Source organism: Kurthia zopfii (assembly GCF_003143955.1).
Taxonomy (GTDB): domain Bacteria; phylum Bacillota; class Bacilli; order Bacillales_A; family Planococcaceae; genus Kurthia; species Kurthia zopfii.
Map to the genome: position 1 here is coordinate 51,856 of NZ_QFVS01000010.1, position 23,715 is coordinate 75,570.

Consider the following 23,715-nt stretch of genomic DNA (forward strand, 5'->3'; position numbering starts at 1 on the left):
AATGGAAGCGAAGAAATGCTTGGGAAATCGCATAACTGCTATGTTTTAAGGTGTATCCAATAATTGTGAATCCTTGACAGAGTAAGCCTACACCTATACAATTAAAATTGTATTATTTTAAATTTCTAAAACCGAAATGAAATAGGCAGTATATTGTTACAACAATTTATAGCCGACTAAAAATCACAAATATTAGAGCAAGAGGAGGTGTTCGAATGGGTAGTTACATCATCTCCGCTTTGATTGGTCTGATCGTCGGTGCCGTTGTTTGCCTTGTCATTAATAAACTTGTGAATGATTCAAAAGTTAAAGGTGCAAAGAATTCTGCGGAATTAATCGTTGAAGAAGGCAAGAGAGAAGCGGAAGCCCTTAAAAAGGAAGCAATCCTTGAAGCAAAAGATGAAACTCACGTACTTCGAACTGAAGCAGAGAACGACATTCGTGAACGTCGTGCCGAACTTCAGAAACAAGAAAACCGTTTATTACAACGAGAAGAAAATTTAGATCGTAAAGATGAATCGCTAGATAAGAGAGAAGCAAGCTTAGAGCGCAAAGAAGATGGTCTGAATGATCGACAACAGCATATTGAACAGATGGAAAACAAAGTGGATGAACTTCTGAAAAAACACGGAACAGAGCTAGAAAGAATTTCTGCATTAACACGCGATGAAGCAAGAGCAATTATTCTGAAACAGATTGAAAATGAACTTTCTACAGATATCGCAGTTATGACGAAAGAAGCCGAGATTCGTGCGAAAGAAGAGTCAGACAAAAAAGCCCGCGAAGTTTTATCATTAGCAGTACAACGATTCGCAGCAGACCATGTTGCTGAGACAACTGTTTCAGTCGTTAACTTACCAAATGATGAAATGAAAGGCCGAATTATCGGTCGTGAAGGTAGAAATATTCGAACACTTGAAACATTGACAGGTATTGATTTAATCATTGATGATACACCAGAAGCAGTTATTTTATCTGGTTTTGACCCGATTCGCCGTGAAACGGCCCGCCTAGCACTTGAAAAGTTAGTGCAAGATGGCCGTATTCACCCAGCGCGCATTGAAGAAATGGTTGAGAAATCTCGTCGTGAAGTGGACGAACAAATTCGTGAAACTGGTGAACAAACAACGTTCGAGCTAGGTATTCACAATTTACACCCAGACTTAATGAAGATTTTAGGTCGTATGAAATACCGTACAAGTTACGGTCAAAATGTTCTTAAACACTCAGTTGAGGTTGCACATTTAGCAGGTCTACTTGCTGCAGAATTAGGTGAGGATGTAACGTTAGCTAAACGTGCAGGATTATTACATGATATCGGTAAAGCAATCGACCATGAAGTCGAAGGATCTCACGTAGAAATCGGCGTTGAATTAGCAACAAAATACAAAGAACACCCAGTCGTTATTAACAGTATTGCTTCTCACCACGGTGATACAGAAGCAACATCTGTCATTGCAGTACTTGTTGCGGCAGCAGATGCATTATCTGCAGCTCGTCCAGGCGCACGTAGTGAAACACTTGAAAACTATATTCGCCGTCTTGAAAAACTGGAAGAAATCTCTGAATCATATGAAGGCGTTGAGAAGTCATTCGCGATCCAAGCTGGTCGTGAAGTACGAATCATCGTTCGTCCAGATGCAGTAGATGATATTACAGCGCATCGATTAGCAAAAGATATACGTAAACGAATTGAAGATGAACTGGATTATCCAGGGCATATCAAAGTTACGGTTATTCGAGAAACAAGAGCGGTTGAATACGCTAAATAAAGTTCAAGGGGTGTTGGCATTTATTTGTCACACCCCTTTTATATTGGAGGAAGAAAAATGAAAGTATTATTTATTGGAGATATCGTTGGAGACATCGGTTTAGATGCGGTAGAAAAGTATTTGCCAAGATTAAAACGTAAGTATGATGTTGATGTAGTTATTGCAAATGGTGAAAACGCTGCAAAAGGTAGAGGAATCACAAAACGCATTTATCAAGATTTATTAATGATGGGCGTTGACGTCATTACAATGGGGAATCATACATGGGATCAAAAAGAAATTTTTGACTTCATTGATGATACGGAATATTTAATCCGCCCTGCGAACTTCTCAAAAGAAGCGCCAGGTAAAGGAATGACGACTGTTACTAAAAATGGTCAAACAATTTCTGTCATCAATCTTCATGGTCGTGTATTCTTACCAGCACATGATGAACCATTTGAAATGGCTGAGCAGATGATTGAAGAAGCGAAGAAAGTGTCGCCAATCGTATTCGTCGATTTCCATGCTGAGACGACTTCTGAGAAAATTGCATTAGGTTGGAATTTAGATGGCAAAGCTTCTGTAGTAGTTGGTACACATACGCATGTTCAAACGGCCGATAACCGCATTTTCCCAGGTGGAACTGCATTTATTTCTGACGTTGGTATGACAGGTCCATATGATGAAGTTTTAGGTATGAAAAAGGAAAGTGTCATCTACCGATTCAAAACAAATATGCCAGTACGCTTTGAAGTGCCTGAAAGAGGTCCAGAAGTATTAAGCGCATTCTTCGTTGATATTGATGATCAAACAGGTAAATCAAAATCATGTGAACGTATTTTAATAAATAAAGACAATCCTTTCAAAGGATAATCCTATAATGAACTAAAAAAACAGGAATTCGTCTAATAAAAGACGATTCCTGTTTTCGTATATTAAAGTCCTAATTCACCGAAATAAGGTGAATAAGATAATTTGATACTAAGTAGAGATGAGATTGTTTCAATTGCTTGATCTTCAAATTTACTTACGGTTGGGCCAGTATTACCGGATGTGAAATTTGATAAAACCTCATGTTCTTCACTCGTGATTTTACCCATTTGCTTCGGTGTGTAAGCACCATATTTTTTGAAAAGTTCATTTGCTCGTTGGTATGATTTTGCTGAATCAAGCTTTGAATCATATGAATAAATAGGGCCAGCGAAGTTGATTGAACCTAGTTTACCAACTTTTACATGATTGATTTTCAAATCATACTTATTATTTTTTTCGATATTCGTGATTTCAATCGCATAAATAGTTACATCTTGAGTTTGTTCGACAGATTTTTTAACAGATTCAATTTTAGCGCCACCAGAAATCGTCACAACTTTCGCATTGAATGATGCAACTTCGTATGTTGGACGAATGAAGTAATACGTCATCGAAGTACCATCCGCTTCGAATATTGTCAAGTTATTATAACGAGGTACATTACCGTTATACTGTTCTAAATTTCCACCTTCTTCATGAATTGTATTGTTATAAACACCATTAAAATGTTTACCATCTTTGAAAAGCAATTGTCTTTCGAATTCAGGATCAAAGAATTTCTTGAAGCCAGCATATAATTTTTGGCCTTTATACAATTTTTCCTTGTAAACAAATGCGGTGTTCTTCGATGCTAATTTGCCTGATTTATAAATTTACCTTTATATTGAACAATCCCTTTTTTCACTTTACCTTTTACATATAAAGTGTTTTTGAAAAGAGTTGTCGTTGTTGAACGTTTGCCTTTTACATAAAGAGTGTTTTTGTAAACAAGGGTAGAAGTAAAGACTTTACCTGTTTTACTGTTTACTAATTTCCCTTTAGAAATTTTGTAAGAAGCGGCTGAAGCTTCTTGAGGTGCTTGAACAATCGCTGAAGTAGTTGAAATGGAACTTAATGCAATTGTTGATAGTAGATGTTTTCTCATATAAATTTCCCTTTTTCATTAATGCTTTTGAACCTTTCAGTAATAATAAAACATAATTTGATTAAAAAGGTAAAAATTTGTATATTACATGAAATCCGAACAATCAAAGGTATTGCATAATTGAATGTTTTGTTTTTCATTTGAGATTCTCACAATTTCGTCAATTTTTATTCCGTCAAAGGTCTGAAATTGGCTAAAATCATGTATTAACAATAGTTTATGGACTTTCTTCGTGATAAACTGAATAAGTAGAAAAATAAATTTAAAAATAACCTGTTTTAAGGAGATGTTTATAGATGTTACATCAGCTTTCATGGAAAGTCGGCGGGCAACAAGGGGAAGGTATTGAAAGTACCGGCGAAATGTTCTCTACTGCTATGAACCGTTTAGGATACCACTTATATGGTTACCGTCATTTCTCTTCACGTATTAAAGGCGGTCACACAAATAATAAAATCAATGTTCGTACAACACCGGTGCATACGATTCCGGATGATCTAAATATTTTAGTAGCATTTGACCAAGAAACAATCGACGTCAACTATCATGAATTAGGTGCAGAAGGGGTCATTTTAGCAGATGCTAAATTCAAACCTGCGAATCCTGAAGATTGCCCGGCTACTTTATATATCGTTCCATTTACTGAAACTGCAAAAGAGCTAGGCACTACATTAATGAAAAACATGGTTGCAATCGGTGCAACTGCTGCATTAATGAACTTGAAAGATGAAGTATTCCAAAGTGTTGTAAGTGAAATCTTCGGCCGTAAAGGTGAAGAAGTCGTAGCGAAAAATATGGAAGCAATTGCTCAAGGTCACCAAATTATGCATGACATGCTTGCGGAAGCTGGGCTTGAAGAAGGTCAATTCGAACTTGAACAAGGCGATGGTCAACACCGTATGTTCATGATTGGTAACGAAGCATTGGCACTTGGAGCGCTTGCTGCTGGGGTACGTATTATGTCAGCTTATCCAATCACACCTGCAACTGAAATTATGGAATATTTAATTAAGAAATTACCGAAATTCGGCGGTACAGTCATCCAAACGGAAGATGAGATCGCAGCAGCAACAATGGCGATTGGTGCAAGCTATGGTGGCGCTCGTTCATTCACAGCTTCAGCAGGTCCTGGTCTATCATTAATGATGGAAGCACTTGGTCTATCTGGTATGACAGAAACACCACTTGTTGTAGTAGATACGCAACGTGGTGGTCCATCAACTGGTCTTCCTACAAAACAAGAACAGTCAGATTTAATGGCGATGCTTTATGGTACACATGGTGAGATTCCAAAAGTAGTTATCGCGCCATCAACTGGTGAAGAAGCATTCTACGATATGATTCAAGCATTCAATATTGCAGATGAACTTCAAATCCCAGTCATTATGCTATCAGATTTACAATTATCACTTGGTAAACAAACTGTTGAGCCATTTGACTTTAATAAAATTGAAATTAAGCGTGGTAAATTAGAGCTTGGTGAATTACCAGAGCTAGAAGATAAAGAATACTTCAAACGTTATGCAGTAACTGAAGATGGCGTATCACCACGTGTCGTTCCTGGTCAAAAACATGGTATTCACCACGTAACCGGCGTAGAACATAGTGAGATTGGTACACCTTCTGAATCGGCATCTAACCGTCAAGCGCAAATGGACAAACGTATGCGTAAACTTGATTACGTAAACTTTGATACACCAGTCTTCACAGATGCTCCAAATGAAGAAGCAGACGTATTAATCGTTGGATTTGGTTCTACTAAAGGTTCGATCGAAGAAATTCGTCCACTTTTAGATGAACAAGGTATTAAAGCGAACCATGCACATATTCGTTTAATTCACCCGTTCCCAACGAAAGAACTTCAACCATTAATGGCAAGCGCTAAAAAAGTTATCGTTGTAGAAAATAATGCGACAGGTCAATTAGCGAACATTATGAAAATGAACATGGGTGGACATGATAAGATCATCAATTTAGTTAAATATGATGGTACGCCATTCCTACCTCTAGAGTTGTTAAATCGCGTAAAGGAGTTGCTAAAATAAATGGTAACATTTAAAGATTTCCGTAATACAATTAAACCTAACTGGTGTCCTGGATGTGGAGATTTCTCAGTACAAGCAGCGATTCAACGTGCCGCAGCAAACCAAGGAATTGAACCTCATGATTTAGCAGTAGTATCTGGAATCGGTTGTTCTGGTCGTTTATCAGGTTATATTAATGCATTCGGTCTACACGGTATCCATGGTCGTGCTTTACCGATTGCTCAAGGTCTTAAAATGGCAAATCGTGATCTAAACGTAATCGCTACAGGCGGTGACGGTGATGGATTTGCGATTGGTATGGGTCATACTGTACACTCAATTCGTCGTAATATCGATGTGACATATGTTGTTATGGATAACCAAATCTACGGTCTTACAAAAGGTCAAACATCTCCACGTTCTGCAGCTGGTTTCGTTACGAAATCAACTCCAGGTGGCGCAATTGAGCCTTCATTAAAACCATTAGAAGTAGCCCTTTCATCAGGTGCTACATTCGTTGCACAAAGTTTCTCTACAGATTTAAAAGAGTTAACTGCAATCATCGAAGCAGGTATGCAACATAAAGGATTCTCATTCATCAACGTATTCAGCCCATGTGTAACTTACAATAAAGTGAACACATATGACTGGTTCAAAGAGAATTTAACAAAACTTGCTGATATTGAAGGTTATGATAATGCTGACCGTCAAATGGCAATGAAAACTGTCATTGAACATGAAGGATTAGTAACTGGTATTATTTATCAAGATACTGAAACAACTTCATATCAGGAAAAAGTAATTGGTTACAATGAAGAACCAATTAATAAAGCAGACATTCACTTAAAAGAAGAAGACTTAAATAGCTTAATGAAAGAATTCATGTAGTAGTAAGTTTTAGAGCCATCGTATAAATTGCGATGGCTTTTTATTTATATGTTGCTCGAAATCCTGTGATAATTCAAAGTGTTCGTAACAAAATTAAACGAGCGTTAGGGAATCAGTCAATTTCCCATGTTGAAATCGTTGATAATATTGAAAATATTTATCAGTATCTAACGCATGAAAGTTCAGTTACTATTAGAAAAAATAAGCATAAGTATGACAGAAAAGATTTATAGTATCTTAATGATTTTGATATTGATAGATACATAACATTAGACGAAAATCAAAAACGCGAATTGAGAGAATCTTTGTTTGAAATCATAACTGAATTTAATATTGTTAATATTATCAAGTTTAGAATTTTTCTTAGTCAACGTGGTTTAGAATTTGGGATTGATGGAATGAAATATGTTGATGAAATCATTGCTGCTTCTTCAGGGATTTTCAGATTGTATTTTGATGCGAATTATCAGTGTGGTTATCGTCCGATATATTCAAAAAATATTGATTCTGAAACAGGTGAATTTTTTAATGATGATGATTAGGAGCAGCTAAAAGCTGTTCCTTTTTATTTGAAGATAGAGGGGAATTTGAGATAAGTGACAACGGTAAAACGCAATGGAAAAGGTCAGCGTTTTTTGCTAATCTTTGAAGTGAGAATTTAAGGAATTGATACTTGTGAATGATTTGAATTCCCTTGTCTTTTTTGTTTCCAGTGTTTTTTTCGTTAAAATTGGCAAACGTTTAGTAATGAAAATATGGTCGTTCTGAATTTGATGAAATGATAGGTGAATTAAAAGGTTTTGATTTAGATAAATAGAGTGTTTTTTGTAGTACGTGTTTTGTGTAGCGCGTGTTAAGATAAACATGAGTGAGTAGAAAAATTATTTTATTTTTAAATAAATTATAAAGGTGGTTTGTAAAATGGTGGTCTATCATGATTTTTTATTTGTGGATGAGAAAAATGATGTTTTGATTAAAGAAATTAATTTGGAAGATGTTTTTATAGATTTTGTTCGTGAGGATATGGATTGTAATAATGATCTATTTAATTTGGTTCCAACAATTAATCCTCATTATGTTAAAAAACCTTATGGAAATATAAAACCTAAACTTAAAGGTCTTGATTATACTGGTATTTCTGTGATTAATTATTATGGTTTTGATAATTTAATACATATGTTTTCGGAATGGATAAATATATTAGGGCAATTAAATGTTGAATATTATCATCCTGATTTAGTTGATTTAACTGAGGATGAAATAGCTGGATTATCAGATTATGATTTGAAGGAATCAAGAAAAATATTTTTTGTTAAGTCTGAAGTAATGAAAAAAATGAATTTGTGTATAATTTATTTAGAAAATTCGTTAAATTCTTCTGATATTGTAGTGTATTATAAAGGGATTTGATGAATTTTTCCTTTTTTTCAAATATTTGTTAAAATTTTGAAGAGGAGTATTTTTATTTATATAGGCGAAAACATCATCGTTTTATAATATGTAATCAGTGAGTATTTCCTTCATTTTTGGTATGATGGATTAGATATCTAAAAAATGAAATTGCATTAATACTATTTGTTAATTAAGGAATTTTTATCCTTTTATATTGTGGAGTGCGGCGAACATTCCGTATAATGGTATTTAGGTGAGGGGAGTATTTACCAATGAATGAAGAACAACGTCTACAAGGTCAGCAAGTGAAGCCTTTGAAACCGTTAAAACCAGTAACAGAGAAGGATTACAGTCAGTTTTTCCAACAAACACCGTCTTTAAAAGATGCGAAAAAACGTGGTAAAGAAGAAATTGAATACCATGCTGATTTCAAAATAGATGAGCGTTTTGCGAATATGGGCCGTGATCGTAAGTTTTATATCCGTACATACGGCTGCCAAATGAATGAGCATGATACAGAAGTAATGGCAGGTATTTTTGAACAATTAGGCTATGAAGCGACAGATGAAGTATCAGAAGCGAATGTCATTTTAATGAACACATGTGCCATTCGTGAAAATGCTGAAAATAAAGTTTTTGGAGAACTTGGTCACTTTAAGCCTTTAAAATTACAAAATCCAGATTTATTAATCGGCGTTTGTGGTTGTATGTCACAAGAAGAAGCAGTAGTGAATAAAATCTTAAAAACATATGATCAAGTAGATATGGTTTTTGGTACACATAATATTCACCGCCTACCTGAAATTTTAAGCGAAGCATATATGTCAAAAGCGACTGTTATTGATGTATGGTCTAAAGAAGGCGATGTCATTGAGAACTTGCCGAAAGTACGTAAAGGTCAAACTAAAGCATGGGTTAACATTATGTATGGTTGTGATAAATTCTGTACGTACTGCATAGTTCCATATACACGAGGTAAGGAACGTAGTCGTTTACCAGAAGATATTATTCAAGAAGTTCGTGAATTAGCAGCAGCGGGTTACCAAGAGATTACATTACTTGGTCAAAACGTAAATGCATATGGTAAGGATTTACCAAATGCTACAATGGGGCTAGGCGAGTTAATGGATGAGTTGCGCAAGATTGATATTCCACGTATCCGTTTCACGACAAGTCATCCACGTGATTTCGATGATTATTTAATCGAAGTGCTTGCGAAAAAAGGGAATTTAGTCGAGCATATTCATTTACCGGTTCAATCAGGATCAAGTGATATGCTGAAGATTATGGCGCGTAAATACAATCGTGAAAGTTATTTGGAGTTAGTGCGTAAAATTCGTACTGCGATGCCAGATGTCGCGTTGACGACTGATATTATCGTTGGTTTCCCAAATGAAACGGAAGAACAATTCGAAGAAACTTTATCATTGTATCGTGAAGTTGGTTTCGAAATGGCATTCACTTATATTTATTCACCGCGTGAAGGAACACCTGCTGCGAAGATGATAGATAATGTTCCTGCAGATGTGAAGAAACAGCGCTTATACAGACTAAATGAAGTTGTTGGTGAATATTCAGGTAAAGCGTTAAAAGGTTTAGAAGGACAGATTGTAGAAGTTCTTGTTGAAGGTGAAAGTAAGCGTAATGAAAATGTATTAGCAGGTTATACTCGAAAAAATAAACTCGTAAACTTTGAAGCACCGCGCGAAGTGATTGGTAAACTTGTAAACGTAAAAATTACGGAAGCAAAAACTTACTCATTAGCAGGTGAATTGATCGAAGTGGTAGAGAGAGCCGGAGTGAAGTAAAATGACAAAGCTATACACGAAAGATGAAATTATCGCAAAATCTCACGAAATTGCACATATGATCGCGAATACAGAGGAAGTAGAATTTTTCAAACGTGCTGAAGCTCAAATTAATGAAAATCAAAAAGTGCGTGAAAAAATTGCTTCACTGAAAAGCCTTCAAAAACAAGCAGTTAATTTCCAACATTATAGTAAGGAACGTGCATTAAATCTTGTGGAAGGTAAAATCGAAGCGATTGAAAAAGAACTTGATGAAATGCCAATCGTAGAAGAATTTAAAAACTCACAAGTGGATGTAAATGATTTACTACAACTTGTTTCGAATACAATTGCCAACAATGTAACGAATGAAGTAATTCGTTCAACAGATGGTGATGTACTTCGTGGCGAAACTGGATCAAGAGTCAAAAACGAAACATACGGCAGCAGCTGTTCATAATATGAAGAATGTCCCTCTAATTCGGAGGGGCATTTATTTTTACTTATTGTTTTGAAGTATGGTATTTTGGAAATAATAGTTAGAAGGAGGGATTTTTATGATTACTTATACAAAGAGAGGCGAAGGTCCACCGATTGTTTTTATTCATGGTTTTTTAAGTGGTGCGAGTAGTTTTGAGTATATTGTGGAAGATTTGGCTGCAACGAACACGATTATTTCCGTTGATTTACCGGGAATTGGTGCGAGTAATATAAAAGAAGGTCACACTTATACAGTGGAAGACTATGCCCGTGAAATAAAAGAAGTGTTAGCGCAAGAAGGAATTGAAGAAGCTACTTGGTTAGGTCATTCAATGGGTGGTTATGTCGCACTTGCAGCGGCTGATGAAGGAATTGCTCATGTGAATCAACTCATTTTATTATTTTCTTCAGATTTAGCAGATGGTGAAGAAGCGATCGCCAAAAGAGAAAAGCAGAAGAAACAAATTGAAGAAGAAGGCGTTTCAAAATTTGTCGATGGCATGATCGGCAATTTCTTCCCGGAAGATGCGCCTGAAGAAGCGATTGAATTTATGCGTGCAGTTGCGAAAGACGCGACAGTTGAAGGCATGGTACAACAATTAGCTGCCATGCAATCACGTAAAGATCGAAGTAAATTCATCGAAAATGCGAAAATACCAATTTCGATTATTGAAGGAACGAATGATAAAATTCTTCCACCGATTGAAACGGATGGCCCGAACGTCCAAAGAGTACGTATTCCAACAGGTCATATGGGAATGGCAGAAAAACCAGCACTTGTCATTGATGCTGTGAGAATGATGTTAGTTCATTAAAATTCAGAACTCGCAAAGTATGATTTTACTTTGTGAGTTTTTTTCGTCATGATAAAATGAATAGCAGAGGAGTGATCAGTTTGAGATTATGGCATACAGATTTAATTGAATTTCTACCAAAGGGACAATTACTTTCACAATGGCGTGAATTAAATAGCGTTTTTGCTAAGGAAGACAAGCATATTTTAATCAATTATATTTATGAATACCCGAAAGAGGATTTATACATATATACAAAAATAGTAACGGATGAAATGGCAAAACGAGGTTATAAAATCCGGGCTTTTGAAAAAATGAATAAGTATTTCGCAAATACAACAGTCGAAAAACCATATCCACCATATGCTAGACATCATAATGATGAATATTTAGAAATCTGTTATTTCAATTTAAAGGAAAAATACATTCGTGGCCAGAAGGACTATGAACAATTGCAATATGGCAATCTGGAACAATTTGTAGATACAAAGCTACGAAAATAGTGAGGCACTTGTCGGCGGAAAGCATTCGTTATTTCTGAAAATAAAACCCTTTGAAGTCACTTCACAAAAAGTGATTCCAAAGGGTTTTCAATTTATGCTTTTCGTTTAATGAATGACAAACTGATGCCGATGCAAAAGACGAATAATATACAACTTGTAAATGTGAATCCTGGTGTATTAATTAAATCAAGCGAGCCAAGTAGGAATGACCCAACAACCGTACCGATTGAGAAAAACGCATAGAAATAGCCATATGCTTTACCACGCACATCAGGTGTAGTAGCTTCCATCAACAGTTTATTAATAGCTGGGAACGTGAAAGCAAAGCCGATGCCGTAAAGTGATAATGCGCCATAAAGCGGAATCGTCGTATCTACTAAACCAATTAACATCTGGCTAATCGCAAGTAAGAAAATCCCGATGACAAGAGCAATTTTCGCATTCAAATAATCAAAAATACGATTCAAAGGCGAAATGAAGATGATGACTGCGACAATACCGAACATGCTGAGTAATGTACCTGACATGCGGGAGGTATAGCCGATATCTTGCACATAAATCGGTAGTAAGTACGCTAAGCTACCTTGCGAGAGCATTAAGAAGAAAGCCCCTATATAGGAATAAATTATTTTTTGTGACCATTTAAAAGGTTGACGATCCGTTTCGATTTTCTTAACTGAAACCTTTCCAGCAGATACGAAAAGTAAAGAGATCATTAAAATCGTTCCTAAAATCGCTACGATGCCTAAAACATCTGGAACATCCATCTTCGTTCCTAAAATCCCACCTGTAGCAGGACCGATAATAGCTGCTAAACCGACGAAAGCACCGGTGAACGCACTGCCGCTACCTTGATTATTCTCTTTTCGCATATTAGCTAAAAGTGTGAATGCAGCTGGTGTAATGAAGCCGCTACTAAATCCATGAATCGAGCGCACCCATAATAATGTCGATGGCTCATCAATTAATTGATAGCTGAATAGCGACACAATAGATAGGAATAAACCGATGAACAACATGCGGTACGCACCGATTTTGTCCGTAAAAATTCCTGAGAAAATATTACCAAATGTGTTCGTAAATGAATATAAACCAACGACAATACCAACAATGAAGATTGAAGCACCTAGCGTTCGGGCGTAAGTACTCATAATTGGTAATTGAACGAAAAGGTCAAAGAATGAGAAGAATATGATGCCGTAGACAATCCAATGATAAGGGAACGGCTGTGGCGATAAAGTCGGCTCAATCTTTTTCAATTGACGGTCAAAAATGAAGTTACCGAATGGAATGAAGGCGACGATGACTGATAGAGCAGTCCAATACCCCTTCCATTGATAACGAGTTTGCACAAAAGCGATTGTTATACAGTAAAGAATGAAAATCCCACCATGAATCGCGCCATTTATTGCGACAAACTGAGGTTCGTTCCATATGTACTTCAACGGCATAGAAATAAATAATAAAATAATGAGTGATAATCCATCTAACAAGCCCATTATTCTTAAGAATTGAAGCGGATGTGATTTCATAAGAGTACTATTAATTCTCCTTCGATGAGAAATGTTACTTAGATTAGTGTATCATAAGTTACAAAATTTCTAACATGAAACAATTCAAGTGCGTGTGACGATTTATCGAACGATTTTTGTTATAATAGAACATATTGAAAAGCACGAATGTGAGGTTAAAAAAGATGGCATATACACCAATGATTCAACAATATTTATCCGTGAAGGCAGGTCACAAAGACGCCTTTTTATTTTACCGTCTTGGGGATTTTTACGAGATGTTTTTTGAAGACGCGACGAGAGCTTCTCAAATACTAGAAATTACATTAACGAGCAGAGATGCGGGTATGAAAGAAAGAATTCCGATGTGTGGTGTTCCCCATCATGCTGCGAAAAATTATATCGATACATTAGTACAAAAAGGATATAAAGTAGCGATTTGCGAACAGACAGAAGATCCGAAGCATGCAAAAGGTGTCGTACGCCGTGAAGTTGTGCAAGTCGTGACACCAGGGACGATTATGGACGGCAAAAATATCGACCAAAAGAGTAATTTATATATTGCGGCAGCAGAAACGAGTGAAATGGGATTCACTTTAGCTTATTTAGATTTATCAACTGGAGAAGCGAATGCTACATATGTGGAAGGCGATACGAAGGATTTATTCATGCATTTGCAATCACTTCATATTAAAGAGCTTGTAGTGAGCGAAAACTTATTTACGAACTTAGTAGAATTAGCGGATGCATACGCCATCGTCCTTTCGATTGAAGACGAGCTTAGCACGAATGCGATGGACTTATTAGAAGAAGTTCCACAGCCGCTTCAACATGCTGCACAGCGACTACTACATTATTTAGAAAAAACACAAATGCGCTCTTTATCACATATTCAACAATTCGGATTTATTGAAACACATTCAATTTTGAAAATTGATGCGAATTCAAAACGTAATTTAGAGTTAATTCAAACATTACGAGGCGAAACGAAAGGCTCGTTACTTTGGTTATTAGATGATACCGTTACGGCAATGGGTGGACGAAAGATGAAACAATGGATTCACCAACCATTAGCGAGCAAATCAGCAATCGAAAAACGACTTCAAACAGTAACAGATTTAATGGAATTGTATTTTGAAAGACTTGAAATTCAAGAAACATTGAAGCAAGTGTATGACTTAGAAAGACTTGCGGGACGTATTGCATTCGGAAGCGTTGGAGGTCGTGATTTAGCACAATTGAGAGAATCACTTCGTCAAATTCCATTATTAAAAGAACAACTAACTAAATCAGGCAAAGCGCAATTAATGGAGTTATCTTCAAAAATTGATGAATGCGAAGATATCGAGGCATTTTTAAGTACGGCGATTACAGATCATCCACCCATTTCGATTAAAGAGGGAGATGTAATTCGTGAAGGTTTTAATGACAAGCTTGATGAATACCGCTTCGCATCTAGAAACGGCAAAGACTGGATTGCACAATTAGAACAAAAAGAACGTGAAATTACAGGCGTTAAAAACTTGAAAATTGGTTATAATCGCGTATTTGGTTACTATATCGAGATGACGAAATCGAATGTTCATTTAGCGGACTTAACTCGCTATGATCGTAAGCAAACTTTAGCGAATGCCGAACGATTTATTACGGAAGAATTAAAAGAAAAAGAGGCAATCATTTTAAATGCACAGGAGAAAAGTTTAGAGTTAGAGTATGAACTATTCACGCAAATTCGTGAAAAGATTAAACCGTTCATTCCGAGAATTCAGCAACTCGCTTCAAGTGTGAGTGAAATTGATGTATTTGCTAGTTTTGCATCAGTGTCAGAGCGTTACCAGTTCACATTGCCAACTTTCCACGATGGTCAAGCGTTCACGATTAAAAATGGACGTCATCCAGTCGTTGAAAAAATGATGAATAAATCGCTTTATGTTCCGAATGATTGCGTACTTTCGGATGAAGAAAATATGCTTTTAATTACAGGACCCAATATGTCTGGTAAATCGACGTATATGCGTCAAGTAGCGTTAATTACAGTAATGGCGCAAATTGGTTGCTATGTTCCTGCCGATGAAGCAGTATTACCGATTACCGATCAGATTTTCACTCGAATTGGTGCAGCTGATGATTTAGCAGGTGGTCAAAGTACATTTATGGTCGAAATGATTGAATCACAACACGCCATCGTCAATGCGACGAAGCGAAGTTTACTTCTTTTCGATGAAATTGGTCGAGGCACTTCAACGTATGATGGTATGGCTTTGGCGCAAGCGATGATGGAATATATTCATGAAAATATCGGCGCGAATACGTTATTCTCGACTCACTATCATGAATTGACTGCGTTAGAACAGCAATTAAGTCATCTTCGCAATGTCCATGTATCGGCTGCCGAGCAAGATGGCAATGTCGTATTCCTGCATAAGGTGAAGGAAGGACCGGCAGATAAGTCTTACGGGATTCACGTCGCACAATTAGCTGAATTACCAGATGAGATTATCGAGAGATCACGTGAGCTACTTGCCGAATTTGAATCGACGAATACATCAAAACCTGTCATTGTAGAAAAAATTGTTGAGAAAATCGTAGAAGTACCAGGTACAGTCGCAGAATCTTCAGATCAACTGACTTTATTTGCGGAAGAAAGTGCCATGAGCGATGGCGAAAAAGAAGTTATTCAAACCTTGAAATCATTGAATTTACTAGGTACTTCGCCAATTGATCTTGTTGTATTAATAAATAATTTGCAGCAAAAACTTACAAAATAAAAAAAGGAGGTATTTTGCATGGGGCATATTCATATTATGGAGGATTCTCTATCCAATAAAATTGCGGCTGGTGAAGTAGTTGAGAGACCGACATCAGTTGTGAAGGAGCTTGTTGAAAACGCCGTTGATGCAGGTAGTACCTCTATTGAAATCATATTAGAAGAAGCGGGATTGACTTCAATTCAAGTAATCGATAATGGGCATGGTATGGATACGGAAGATGCGCTCGTATCATTCATGCGCCATGCGACGAGTAAAATCGACAATGAGCATGATCTATTCCGCATTAAAACACTTGGATTCCGAGGTGAGGCATTAGCATCAATCGCTTCCGTTTCGAAAGTGAAATTAATGACTTCAAATGGTGAAACGGGTGTGGAAGTGTATTTAGAAGGCGGCAAAGTTATCGAAGAGAAGCCAGCACCTTTAAGAAAAGGCACAGATATTAAAGTATCGCAGCTGTTTTTCAATACACCCGCACGATTGAAGTATATGAAAACCATTCAAACGGAAATTGGTCATACAATCGATTTGATCAATCGTTTAGCGCTTTGCTATCCGAATATTTCATTCACTTTGAGACATCATGATCATGAATTATTGCATACGAATGGTCGTGGCGATTTACAGCAAGTTCTTGCGGCGATTTACGGCATTGCGAATGCGAAAAAAATGATTCCTTTTAACGGAGAATCTGCTGATTATAAAATCTATGGTTATACGACAATACCTGAAGTAACGCGAGCTTCGAAAAACTATATGTCGATTTTCGTGAATGGACGTTGGGTCAAACATTATACGATTCAAAAAGCGATTATTGAATCCTATCATACATTTTTACCGATTGGTCGAGCGCCGATTTCGGTTATTCATATTGAAGGCGATCCGCATTTGACGGATGTCAATGTGCATCCAGCTAAACAGCAAATCCGTTTGAGTAAAGAAGGCGAGTTGATGAAACTCATTGAGACGACTTTACATCAAGCGATTCGCGTGAAAATGCAGGCACCTGAAGTCGAGCAGAAGAAAAAGAAATTCGCACAGACGACGGAGCAAACGAATTTTTGGAAGAATATCGATTATGCTTCGACAAAAATTGAGCAATATGGCGATAAACCACGTGCCGCTCAACAAGAAGAAAAATTGATTTCACCAGTTGTAAAAGAAACGATTCAAAATGATGAAGCCGAAAGTTTTACAGAAGCTGAAAATTGGGAAGATATTGTAGAGAGGGACTTTACGCCAATCCATGATCCAATCCAAGAAGTGGAACAACCGATGGATGAAGAAGGGCATTATAAAGAACCGTTTCCTGATTTAGAAATAATCGGGCAAATTCACGGCACGTATATCGTTGCGCAAAGTACGGATGGGTTTTATTTAGTCGACCAACATGCTGCGCAAGAAAGAATTAAATACGAATTTTTCAAAGAGAAAGTCGGCGAAGTTTCTGCGGATGAGCGCCAAGCATTATTGCTACCGCTGACATTCCATTATTCTGCAGATGAGGCTTTAACTTTAATTGAACATCGCGAGCAGTTAGTTGAGGTAGGCGTATTTTTAGAAGAATTCGGTCAAAATTCATTTGTTATTCGTGAATATCCGACATGGTTCCCACCTGGTATGGAACAGGAAATCATTGAAGATTTGATTGAACAAGTGTTGACGGAAAGTAAGGCGAGTATCAAGAAATTAAGAGAAGCAGCGGCGATTATGATGAGTTGTAAGAAGTCGATCAAAGCCAATCATTTCCTTGATCAACCGCAAATGGTTAGACTTTTAGACGATCTGAAGCTATGCGATAATCCTTTTACCTGTCCACATGGCAGACCAGTTATTATCCACTTTAGAACGTATGAAATAGAAAAAATGTTTAAACGTGTCATGTAAATAGAAGGAGGACGACAAATGATTTCAGCAGCAAATAGACAAAAATTAATCGATACATTAAATATCTATTCTTACGATGTACTCGTAATTGGCGGTGGTATAACGGGAGCAGGTATTGCTTTAGATGCGATATCTCGAGGGATGAGTGTGGCATTAATCGATGAACAAGATTTTTCTGCAGGAACATCAAGTCGCTCTACTAAATTAGTTCACGGTGGCTTGAGGTACTTGAAACAACTTCAGTTTGGAATTGTTGCAGAAGTTGGTAAGGAGAGAAAAGTTGTTTACGAAAATGGGATTCATATTACAACACCGGTCGGTATGTTACTTCCATTTTACCGTGGTGGACAGTTTGGGCCGAAATCGACTTCAATGGGATTGAAACTCTATGATCGATTAGCAGGCGTTCGGAAAGAAGAACGTCGAAAAATGTTGAATATTAAAGAAACGCTTGCATATGAACCTCTATTAAAAAAGGATGGTTTACTTGGTGGCGGTCATTATATTGAATACCGTACAGATGATGCGCGATTAACAATTGAAGTCATTAAAAGAGCAGTAGAATTAGGTGCAGTAGCGTTAAATTATGCCAAAGCAGAGCATTTCATTTACGATGAGGATGGCCAAATATGTGGCGCTCAAGTATTAGATCAAATTCACGGTGAAGATATTACAATTGAGGCGAAAGCTGTCATCAATGCTACTGGCCCGTGGGTTTCAGAAACATTAGAAAAAGATGTCCAAAATGATCAAAAGAAACATTTATTAAGAACAAAAGGTGTTCATATCGTTTTAGATCAATCAGTTTTTCCATTGCAACAATCGATTTACTTTGACGCGCCAGATGGTCGTATGATCTTTGCAATTCCGCGCGATAACAAAGCATATATCGGTACGACGGACACTGTTTTTGAAGGGGATTCCGCACATCCGAAAGCAACAGATGAAGATATCGCCTATTTACTAGAAGCGATGCATTATATGTTCCCAGATGTGAAAGTTTCATTTAAAGATGTCGAGTCAACATGGGCAGGTGTAAGACCATTAATCTATGAAGACGGTAAGGATCCTTCTGAAATCTCGCGTAAAGATGAAATTTGGAATGCCCCATCTGGATTACTGACAATTGCGGGTGGAAAACTAACAGGTTATCGAAAAATGGCTGAAAATGTTGTTGATTTACTCGTGAAAAGACCTTATTTCAAAAAATTTGGTCCTTGTATTACGCGAGAACTTTCTTTATCAGGAGCGACGATGCTTAATGAAGAAAACTTCGAAGCCTATATTTCATTTAAAGGAAGAGAAGCGGTTGATTATGGTTTAACTTCAGCGATCGGCGAGTCATTAACGAGAAAATATGGTACTAATATTGATGATCTTTTCAAAATTAAGCGTGTGACGGGCGATGACTTCGTGCAACGTGGACTACCAGTGGACCTTTATCTCCAAGTGGTATACGCGATGCAATATGAGAGTGCGTACACACCTGCAGATGTCTTAGTACGTCGAACAGGTAAATTATACTTTGATATTGATACAGTGAAGAAGTATTTAGACGAAATCGTTTCGCTAATGAATGATTTCTTAGGATATTCGGATTATGAAGCTGACATTAAAAAAGAGGAAATGTGTCGATTAATTGATGAAGCAACTCATTTCGCAAAGGAAGGTATGTATGAATAAAACGACTTTAGATGTTGAAAGTTCAGATGGACATAAAATCGCAGTAACCGTATATACACCTCAGAAACCGTATGTTGGTCATGTGCATATTTTCCACGGTATGGCAGAGCATCAAGAAAGATATGAGGATTTTGCAAAATTTTTAACGGATCATCATTATGTCGTTTCAACTCATGATCATCGCGGTCATGGTGCAACTGCAGAAAATAATGATGCACAGTTCGGATACTTTGCTTATGAAAATGGCTTTGAAGTAGTCGTAGAAGATGCTCATTTTGCAGTTCAAGCTGCAAGAGCTAATTTTGAAGACTTGCCGAAGCCTGTCATTCTAGGTCATAGTATGGGATCATTTATCGCAAGAAGATACATTCAACACTATAGCGACGAAATTAGTAAAGTGTTAATTATGGGAACGGGTTCTTTCAATGCGTTGCATAAAGCGGGCTTAATCGTTGCGAAAGTGCTAGCGAAACAAAAAGGCCCACAAGTAGAAGCGAAATTGCTAGAACAGTTATCATTCGGCACATATAACTCAAGAATTAGCACTGTTTATTCACCTTCTGATTGGCTTTCGACAGACCGAGATGAAGTGCGTAAATATGATGCTGATGAGAGATGTGGATTTACGTGTACGAATCAATTTTATGTGGATTTACTTTCAGGGATGCAGTTAGTGTCTAAAGAAAGTGAAATTAATAAAATTCGAAAAGATTTACCGATTTTATTAATTAGCGGCAAGGAAGATCCAGTTGGCGAGTATGGTAAAGGGGTTTGGCGAGTAGCCAATCAGTATTACCACGCTGGTTTCACACATGTGGCGATTCATTTATTTGAAAATAAACGTCATGAAATCTTAAATGAGACGAATAACGAAATCGTCTATAAAACAATATTAAAATGGTTGGAGAAAAAAGTACATGAACGAGCAAAAGCAGTATGATGTCATTGCGATTGTTGGCCCTACAGCAGTAGGGAAGACAGCGCTCAGCATACAATTAGCAAAAGAATTAGATGGAGAAATCATCAATGGTGACTCTATGCAAGTATATAAGGATTTAAATATTGGTACAGCGAAAATTACTGAGGATGAAATGGATGGGGTTGTCCATCACTTGATCGACATTAAAGAACCGACAGATGACTTCTCAGTAGCTGAATACCAACAAATTGTTCGCGCGAAAATCGAGGAAATCCAAAGTAGAGGCAAGTTACCGATTATCGTTGGCGGTACAGGACTCTATGTACAAGCAGTACTGTATGACTTCAGATTTACCGAAGAAAAAGTTGATGAAGCTGTGCGTCAAAAATATTATGATGAACTTCAAGCATTAGGGCCTGAAAAAATGCATGAGAAATTGATGGAAGTTGATCCAGAAACAGCTGCGACAATTCATCCGAATAATACGCGTAGAGTCGTTCGTGCTTTAGAGATGGCGGAACATGGTGAACAAAAGAAATCAGATGAAGATTCACATCTAGGAAATGAAGCTTTATACAATCATTTCATTATTGGTTTGAATATGGATCGCGATCGTCTGTATGACCGTATTAATTTACGCGTCGACCTTATGATGAAACATGGCCTGCTTGAAGAAGTAGAAGGGCTATACAATCGTGGTATTCGCGACTGCCAATCGATTAAGGCGATCGGCTACAAGGAACTTTATCAATATTTTGATGAAGAAGTAACTTTGGAACAAGCAATCGAAAACTTGAAACAAAACTCAAGAAGATATGCGAAGCGCCAGTTAACTTACTTTAGAAACAAGCTAGATATTCAGTGGTTTGATGCGACTGAAGAAAAAAATGAGCTAATTAGTAATATTTTCAAAAAAATAGGGTATTAAGATTTATAAGTAATAGATAAACTTAAAATCTAAGGGGGATGTACATGAAATCGCAAAACTTACAGGACTTGTACTTAAATCAACTTCGCAAAAACTCTATATTTTTAACAGTATTCTTATTAAATGGTTTCCAGTTAAAAGGGACGATTAAATCATTTGATAATTTTACAATTTTATTAGAAGCGGAAGGCAAACAGCACTTGATTTTTAAACATGCTATTTCGACATTCTCACCTTCTCGTGCAGTTGACTTAAATGATTCTGAAGAAAACTAAACGATTGAAGAACTGCCTACGGGTAGTTCTTTTTTTGTTCATTTAATCTCTATTATTAGCAGGTAATGTTTGCATAAGTTCAAAAAAATAATGAGCATTTCCAGTATTAAAATAATTAAACCAAGCTTCTAGTGACTCTTTTTCAAATACATCTAAACTTTCAATGATTTGTTTCGTCCACATCAACACACCAGTTGAGCTTGCTGTAATGAGATTATGATCACAAACAGAAGGTTGCTCAATATAAAGATTTTGGCCTTCGTAAATCGGGCAAAACATCTCAAGAAATTCAAGGCCATTACTAGTATGTGAATACGTATTTAATAAACCAGCGTTACCAAGCGCTACAGTTGCACCACAAATTGCTGCGACAGTTCCACCTATTGCTAACAAATCCTTAGCAACATTTACTATGTGAATATGTTCAGGTTTACTCCAAGTATCGGCACCTGGTAACAATAGAACGCTTTCTTCATTTAAATCAATCTCCTCAACTAAGCAATCAGGTGTTATTGCAAAGCCGCCCATAGTTTTTATTGGCTGATTCGAATAACTGACAGTTTTAATTGTTATTTCCTGTGCTTCGGCTTTAAAAAATCGCTTAGAATTTAATTCTGCCGTAATATGGCCTAACTCCCAGTCTGCAAGTGTATTTAATACATAAATATAAATGGTTTTCATGATTTCCCTCCGTTAATTGAGTTTGATATCATTATACATAGGGATTGTTGACAGCATTATGGCAACAATTAAAAAATAGTAAAGGATCGATCAAAAGTGAAGATTAGTAGATTGATTAGTATTTATGTAATTCTTATGGATAAAAAACGAATAAGTGCAAAGGAATTAGCAAATATTTTTGAAGTATCAACTCGGACGATTTATCGTGATGTGGAGGCAATTAATTTAGCAGGCATTCCAATTTATTCAACATCTGGTGTAGGTGGTGGATTTGAAATCATGGAAAATCACAAAATGGATAAAAACACATTTTCGGAGGAAGAATTAACGACACTTTTGATGGGGGTTTCTAGTATTCCAGATAGTATGAAAAGTAAAGATTTTATAAATACCTTTACGAAAATTAGACAATTCATACCTTCAGAGAAACTAGAATCTACGAATATACAGTCAGAACAAGTACAAATCGATTTTAATCAATGGATTGGCTATCGAAATTTAGAACCGCAAATAAATAGGATCAAAACGGCATTAAAAGACAATAAACTACTATCACTTGAATACATTAGTCATAGTGGCAATAAAACGACGAGAAAAGTGGAACCTTATCAATTAGTTTTAAAAAGTAGTAAATGGTATTTTCACGGTTATTGCTACAAACGTAATGATTTTCGCTTATTTAAATTAACGCGAATTCTAACTTTAGAAATAGTAGATCGAACATTTATTCCAAAAAAATATCCAAAACTTCTGTTAGACACTAAAGAAATAATTACCAACCTTCAAGTAACGATTAAACTTAGAGTTCACGAATCTATAATGGAACAATTACTGGATTATTGTGATTATGAGAGTTTTCTAAAAGACGGTGAACATCACTATATCGTCAATTTCCCTTTTATAGATCAAGATTATTACTATGGTATTTTATTAAGTTTCGGGAATAAGTGTGAATGTATATCACCACCACAAATCCGTACTAAGTTAAAAGAAAAAATCGCTGCTTTAGCACGAATTTATGAAATAGCCGAGAACACTCGCTACTTTAGTCGTGTAGATGAATCGGCTTCGGTTGTGGCATAGCTTCAGCTATGTTAAACAACCGATTATAAATAAAATATGACATACCTTTTTGAAATTTAACGATTACATATGTTAAATTATTTTCAAGGAGTTTTTTTTCATGTCAGAAGTACATCGCGGTCGTGGATACGTCTATTCTATCCAATATCATTTAGTTTGGTGTGTAAAATATAGACATCATATTTTACACGGAAGTATTGATACATATGTTAAGAAATTATTAAAGCAAATTACTTTAGATGATGATATTAAAATAATTGAAATGGCATCAGACAAAGACCATGTTCATATGCTTATTGAGTGTAAACCGCAACATTATATTCCTACTATAGTCAAAGCGTTTAAAGGCGTCTCTGCACGATTCTTATTTAAAGAATATCCTGAACTTAAAAATAGAC

At 36.5% G+C, this 23,715-nt stretch carries 23 protein-coding genes; 19 read left to right on the forward strand and 4 right to left on the reverse strand.

The features are described from left to right. The first annotated feature begins 215 nt into the window (after positions 1 to 215). Both rny and DF281_RS05675 read left to right on the forward strand, forming a co-directional pair. Positions 216 to 1,772 carry a ribonuclease Y gene (gene rny, locus DF281_RS05670; protein ID WP_109349283.1) on the forward strand — a complete coding sequence of 519 codons (1,557 nt, stop codon included), beginning with the start codon at positions 216 to 218 and terminating at the stop codon, positions 1,770 to 1,772. Positions 1,773 to 1,829: 57 nt separating this feature from the next. Further along, positions 1,830 to 2,627, forward strand: a complete 798-nt coding sequence (locus DF281_RS05675) for a TIGR00282 family metallophosphoesterase (RefSeq protein ID WP_109349284.1) — start codon at positions 1,830 to 1,832, stop codon at positions 2,625 to 2,627. A gap of 62 nt (positions 2,628 to 2,689) precedes the next feature. Here the strand turns inward: DF281_RS05675 and DF281_RS05680 are convergent, their stop codons facing one another. Continuing rightward, complete coding sequence (locus DF281_RS05680) at positions 2,690 to 3,382, reverse strand: hypothetical protein (RefSeq protein WP_109349285.1); 693 nt, start codon at positions 3,380 to 3,382, stop codon at positions 2,690 to 2,692. A gap of 35 nt (positions 3,383 to 3,417) precedes the next feature. Next, positions 3,418 to 3,711 carry a hypothetical protein gene (locus DF281_RS05685; RefSeq protein ID WP_109349286.1) on the reverse strand — a complete coding sequence of 98 codons (294 nt, stop codon included), beginning with the start codon at positions 3,709 to 3,711 and terminating at the stop codon, positions 3,418 to 3,420. Between the two features lie 296 nt (positions 3,712 to 4,007). Between DF281_RS05685 and DF281_RS05690 the strand changes: the two genes are divergently transcribed. From DF281_RS05690 to DF281_RS05730, 9 genes are all read left to right on the forward strand, one after another. Beyond that, entirely contained in the window at positions 4,008 to 5,756 is a 1,749-nt protein-coding gene (locus DF281_RS05690) for a 2-oxoacid:acceptor oxidoreductase subunit alpha (RefSeq protein ID WP_109349287.1), read from the forward strand. Beyond that, positions 5,757 to 6,623, forward strand: coding sequence for a 2-oxoacid:ferredoxin oxidoreductase subunit beta (locus tag DF281_RS05695; protein WP_109349288.1), 867 nt, complete (start codon positions 5,757 to 5,759; stop codon positions 6,621 to 6,623). A gap of 32 nt (positions 6,624 to 6,655) precedes the next feature. Further along, on the forward strand, positions 6,656 to 6,856 hold the full coding sequence (locus tag DF281_RS15075; protein WP_109349289.1) for a Rep family protein: 201 nt from the start codon (positions 6,656 to 6,658) through the stop codon (positions 6,854 to 6,856). A gap of 72 nt (positions 6,857 to 6,928) precedes the next feature. Continuing rightward, complete coding sequence (locus DF281_RS05705) at positions 6,929 to 7,165, forward strand: hypothetical protein (RefSeq protein WP_109349290.1); 237 nt, start codon at positions 6,929 to 6,931, stop codon at positions 7,163 to 7,165. Positions 7,166 to 7,544: 379 nt separating this feature from the next. After that, a complete protein-coding gene (locus DF281_RS05710; protein ID WP_109349291.1) occupies positions 7,545 to 8,033 on the forward strand; it encodes a hypothetical protein in 489 nt (162 codons plus the stop codon). 254 nt (positions 8,034 to 8,287) lie between these two features. Continuing rightward, a complete protein-coding gene (miaB, locus tag DF281_RS05715; protein WP_109349292.1) occupies positions 8,288 to 9,823 on the forward strand; it encodes a tRNA (N6-isopentenyl adenosine(37)-C2)-methylthiotransferase MiaB in 1,536 nt (511 codons plus the stop codon). 1 nt (position 9,824) lies between these two features. Beyond that, entirely contained in the window at positions 9,825 to 10,262 is a 438-nt protein-coding gene (locus DF281_RS05720) for a YlbF/YmcA family competence regulator (RefSeq protein ID WP_109349293.1), read from the forward strand. 97 nt (positions 10,263 to 10,359) lie between these two features. Further along, positions 10,360 to 11,097 (forward strand): alpha/beta fold hydrolase, encoded by a 738-nt coding sequence (locus DF281_RS05725; protein ID WP_109349294.1) that lies wholly within the window; start codon positions 10,360 to 10,362, stop codon positions 11,095 to 11,097. Between the two features lie 71 nt (positions 11,098 to 11,168). Further along, complete coding sequence (locus DF281_RS05730; RefSeq protein ID WP_240605517.1) at positions 11,169 to 11,579, forward strand: pyrimidine dimer DNA glycosylase/endonuclease V; 411 nt, start codon at positions 11,169 to 11,171, stop codon at positions 11,577 to 11,579. Positions 11,580 to 11,671: 92 nt separating this feature from the next. Here the strand turns inward: DF281_RS05730 and DF281_RS05735 are convergent, their stop codons facing one another. After that, positions 11,672 to 13,111, reverse strand: coding sequence for an MFS transporter (locus DF281_RS05735; protein ID WP_109349296.1), 1,440 nt, complete (start codon positions 13,109 to 13,111; stop codon positions 11,672 to 11,674). 164 nt (positions 13,112 to 13,275) lie between these two features. On the opposite strand from DF281_RS05735, the gene mutS reads away from it, so the two are divergent. From mutS to hfq, 6 genes are read left to right on the forward strand one after another with little or no spacing between them, the layout of a single operon-like run. After that, a complete protein-coding gene (gene mutS, locus DF281_RS05740; RefSeq protein WP_109349297.1) occupies positions 13,276 to 15,858 on the forward strand; it encodes a DNA mismatch repair protein MutS in 2,583 nt (860 codons plus the stop codon). A gap of 18 nt (positions 15,859 to 15,876) precedes the next feature. Then, positions 15,877 to 17,748 (forward strand): DNA mismatch repair endonuclease MutL, encoded by a 1,872-nt coding sequence (mutL, locus tag DF281_RS05745; RefSeq protein ID WP_109349298.1) that lies wholly within the window; start codon positions 15,877 to 15,879, stop codon positions 17,746 to 17,748. Between the two features lie 18 nt (positions 17,749 to 17,766). Then, a complete protein-coding gene (locus DF281_RS05750; protein ID WP_109349299.1) occupies positions 17,767 to 19,431 on the forward strand; it encodes a glycerol-3-phosphate dehydrogenase/oxidase in 1,665 nt (554 codons plus the stop codon). Beyond that, a complete protein-coding gene (locus tag DF281_RS05755; RefSeq protein ID WP_109349300.1) occupies positions 19,424 to 20,371 on the forward strand; it encodes an alpha/beta fold hydrolase in 948 nt (315 codons plus the stop codon). Before DF281_RS05750 ends, DF281_RS05755 begins: the two co-directional genes overlap by 8 nt. Beyond that, positions 20,349 to 21,278 (forward strand): tRNA (adenosine(37)-N6)-dimethylallyltransferase MiaA, encoded by a 930-nt coding sequence (gene miaA / locus DF281_RS05760; RefSeq protein ID WP_109349301.1) that lies wholly within the window; start codon positions 20,349 to 20,351, stop codon positions 21,276 to 21,278. Before DF281_RS05755 ends, miaA begins: the two co-directional genes overlap by 23 nt. Before the next feature lie 44 nt (positions 21,279 to 21,322). Then, positions 21,323 to 21,553 (forward strand): RNA chaperone Hfq, encoded by a 231-nt coding sequence (hfq, locus tag DF281_RS05765; RefSeq protein ID WP_109349302.1) that lies wholly within the window; start codon positions 21,323 to 21,325, stop codon positions 21,551 to 21,553. Between the two features lie 42 nt (positions 21,554 to 21,595). Here the strand turns inward: hfq and DF281_RS05770 are convergent, their stop codons facing one another. Then, positions 21,596 to 22,234: a type 1 glutamine amidotransferase family protein gene (locus tag DF281_RS05770; RefSeq protein ID WP_109349303.1), complete on the reverse strand. Its 639-nt coding sequence runs from the start codon at positions 22,232 to 22,234 to the stop codon at positions 21,596 to 21,598. A gap of 96 nt (positions 22,235 to 22,330) precedes the next feature. Between DF281_RS05770 and DF281_RS05775 the strand changes: the two genes are divergently transcribed. Both DF281_RS05775 and tnpA read left to right on the forward strand, forming a co-directional pair. Then, complete coding sequence (locus tag DF281_RS05775; protein ID WP_109349304.1) at positions 22,331 to 23,317, forward strand: helix-turn-helix transcriptional regulator; 987 nt, start codon at positions 22,331 to 22,333, stop codon at positions 23,315 to 23,317. Positions 23,318 to 23,417: 100 nt separating this feature from the next. Further along, on the forward strand, positions 23,418 to 23,715 hold a 298-nt coding region (gene tnpA / locus DF281_RS05780), incomplete at its 3' end, for an IS200/IS605 family transposase (RefSeq protein WP_109349305.1).

What these genes read in the sequence shown, in the direction of transcription:
- rny (WP_109349283.1), top strand. Translation starts at nt 216, where the DNA reads ATGGGTAGTTACATCATCTCCGCTTTGATTGGTCTGATCGTCGGTGCC.
- DF281_RS05675 (WP_109349284.1), top strand. Translation starts at nt 1,830, where the DNA reads ATGAAAGTATTATTTATTGGAGATATCGTTGGAGACATCGGTTTAGAT.
- DF281_RS05685 (WP_109349286.1), bottom strand. Translation starts at nt 3,711, where the DNA reads ATGAGAAAACATCTACTATCAACAATTGCATTAAGTTCCATTTCAACT.
- DF281_RS05690 (WP_109349287.1), top strand. Translation starts at nt 4,008, where the DNA reads ATGTTACATCAGCTTTCATGGAAAGTCGGCGGGCAACAAGGGGAAGGT.
- DF281_RS05695 (WP_109349288.1), top strand. Translation starts at nt 5,757, where the DNA reads ATGGTAACATTTAAAGATTTCCGTAATACAATTAAACCTAACTGGTGT.
- DF281_RS15075 (WP_109349289.1), top strand. Translation starts at nt 6,656, where the DNA reads ATGGCTTTTTATTTATATGTTGCTCGAAATCCTGTGATAATTCAAAGT.
- DF281_RS05710 (WP_109349291.1), top strand. Translation starts at nt 7,545, where the DNA reads ATGGTGGTCTATCATGATTTTTTATTTGTGGATGAGAAAAATGATGTT.
- miaB (WP_109349292.1), top strand. Translation starts at nt 8,288, where the DNA reads ATGAATGAAGAACAACGTCTACAAGGTCAGCAAGTGAAGCCTTTGAAA.
- DF281_RS05720 (WP_109349293.1), top strand. Translation starts at nt 9,825, where the DNA reads ATGACAAAGCTATACACGAAAGATGAAATTATCGCAAAATCTCACGAA.
- DF281_RS05725 (WP_109349294.1), top strand. Translation starts at nt 10,360, where the DNA reads ATGATTACTTATACAAAGAGAGGCGAAGGTCCACCGATTGTTTTTATT.
- DF281_RS05735 (WP_109349296.1), bottom strand. Translation starts at nt 13,111, where the DNA reads ATGAAATCACATCCGCTTCAATTCTTAAGAATAATGGGCTTGTTAGAT.
- mutS (WP_109349297.1), top strand. Translation starts at nt 13,276, where the DNA reads ATGGCATATACACCAATGATTCAACAATATTTATCCGTGAAGGCAGGT.
- mutL (WP_109349298.1), top strand. Translation starts at nt 15,877, where the DNA reads ATGGGGCATATTCATATTATGGAGGATTCTCTATCCAATAAAATTGCG.
- DF281_RS05750 (WP_109349299.1), top strand. Translation starts at nt 17,767, where the DNA reads ATGATTTCAGCAGCAAATAGACAAAAATTAATCGATACATTAAATATC.
- DF281_RS05755 (WP_109349300.1), top strand. Translation starts at nt 19,424, where the DNA reads ATGAATAAAACGACTTTAGATGTTGAAAGTTCAGATGGACATAAAATC.
- miaA (WP_109349301.1), top strand. Translation starts at nt 20,349, where the DNA reads ATGAACGAGCAAAAGCAGTATGATGTCATTGCGATTGTTGGCCCTACA.
- hfq (WP_109349302.1), top strand. Translation starts at nt 21,323, where the DNA reads ATGAAATCGCAAAACTTACAGGACTTGTACTTAAATCAACTTCGCAAA.
- DF281_RS05770 (WP_109349303.1), bottom strand. Translation starts at nt 22,234, where the DNA reads ATGAAAACCATTTATATTTATGTATTAAATACACTTGCAGACTGGGAG.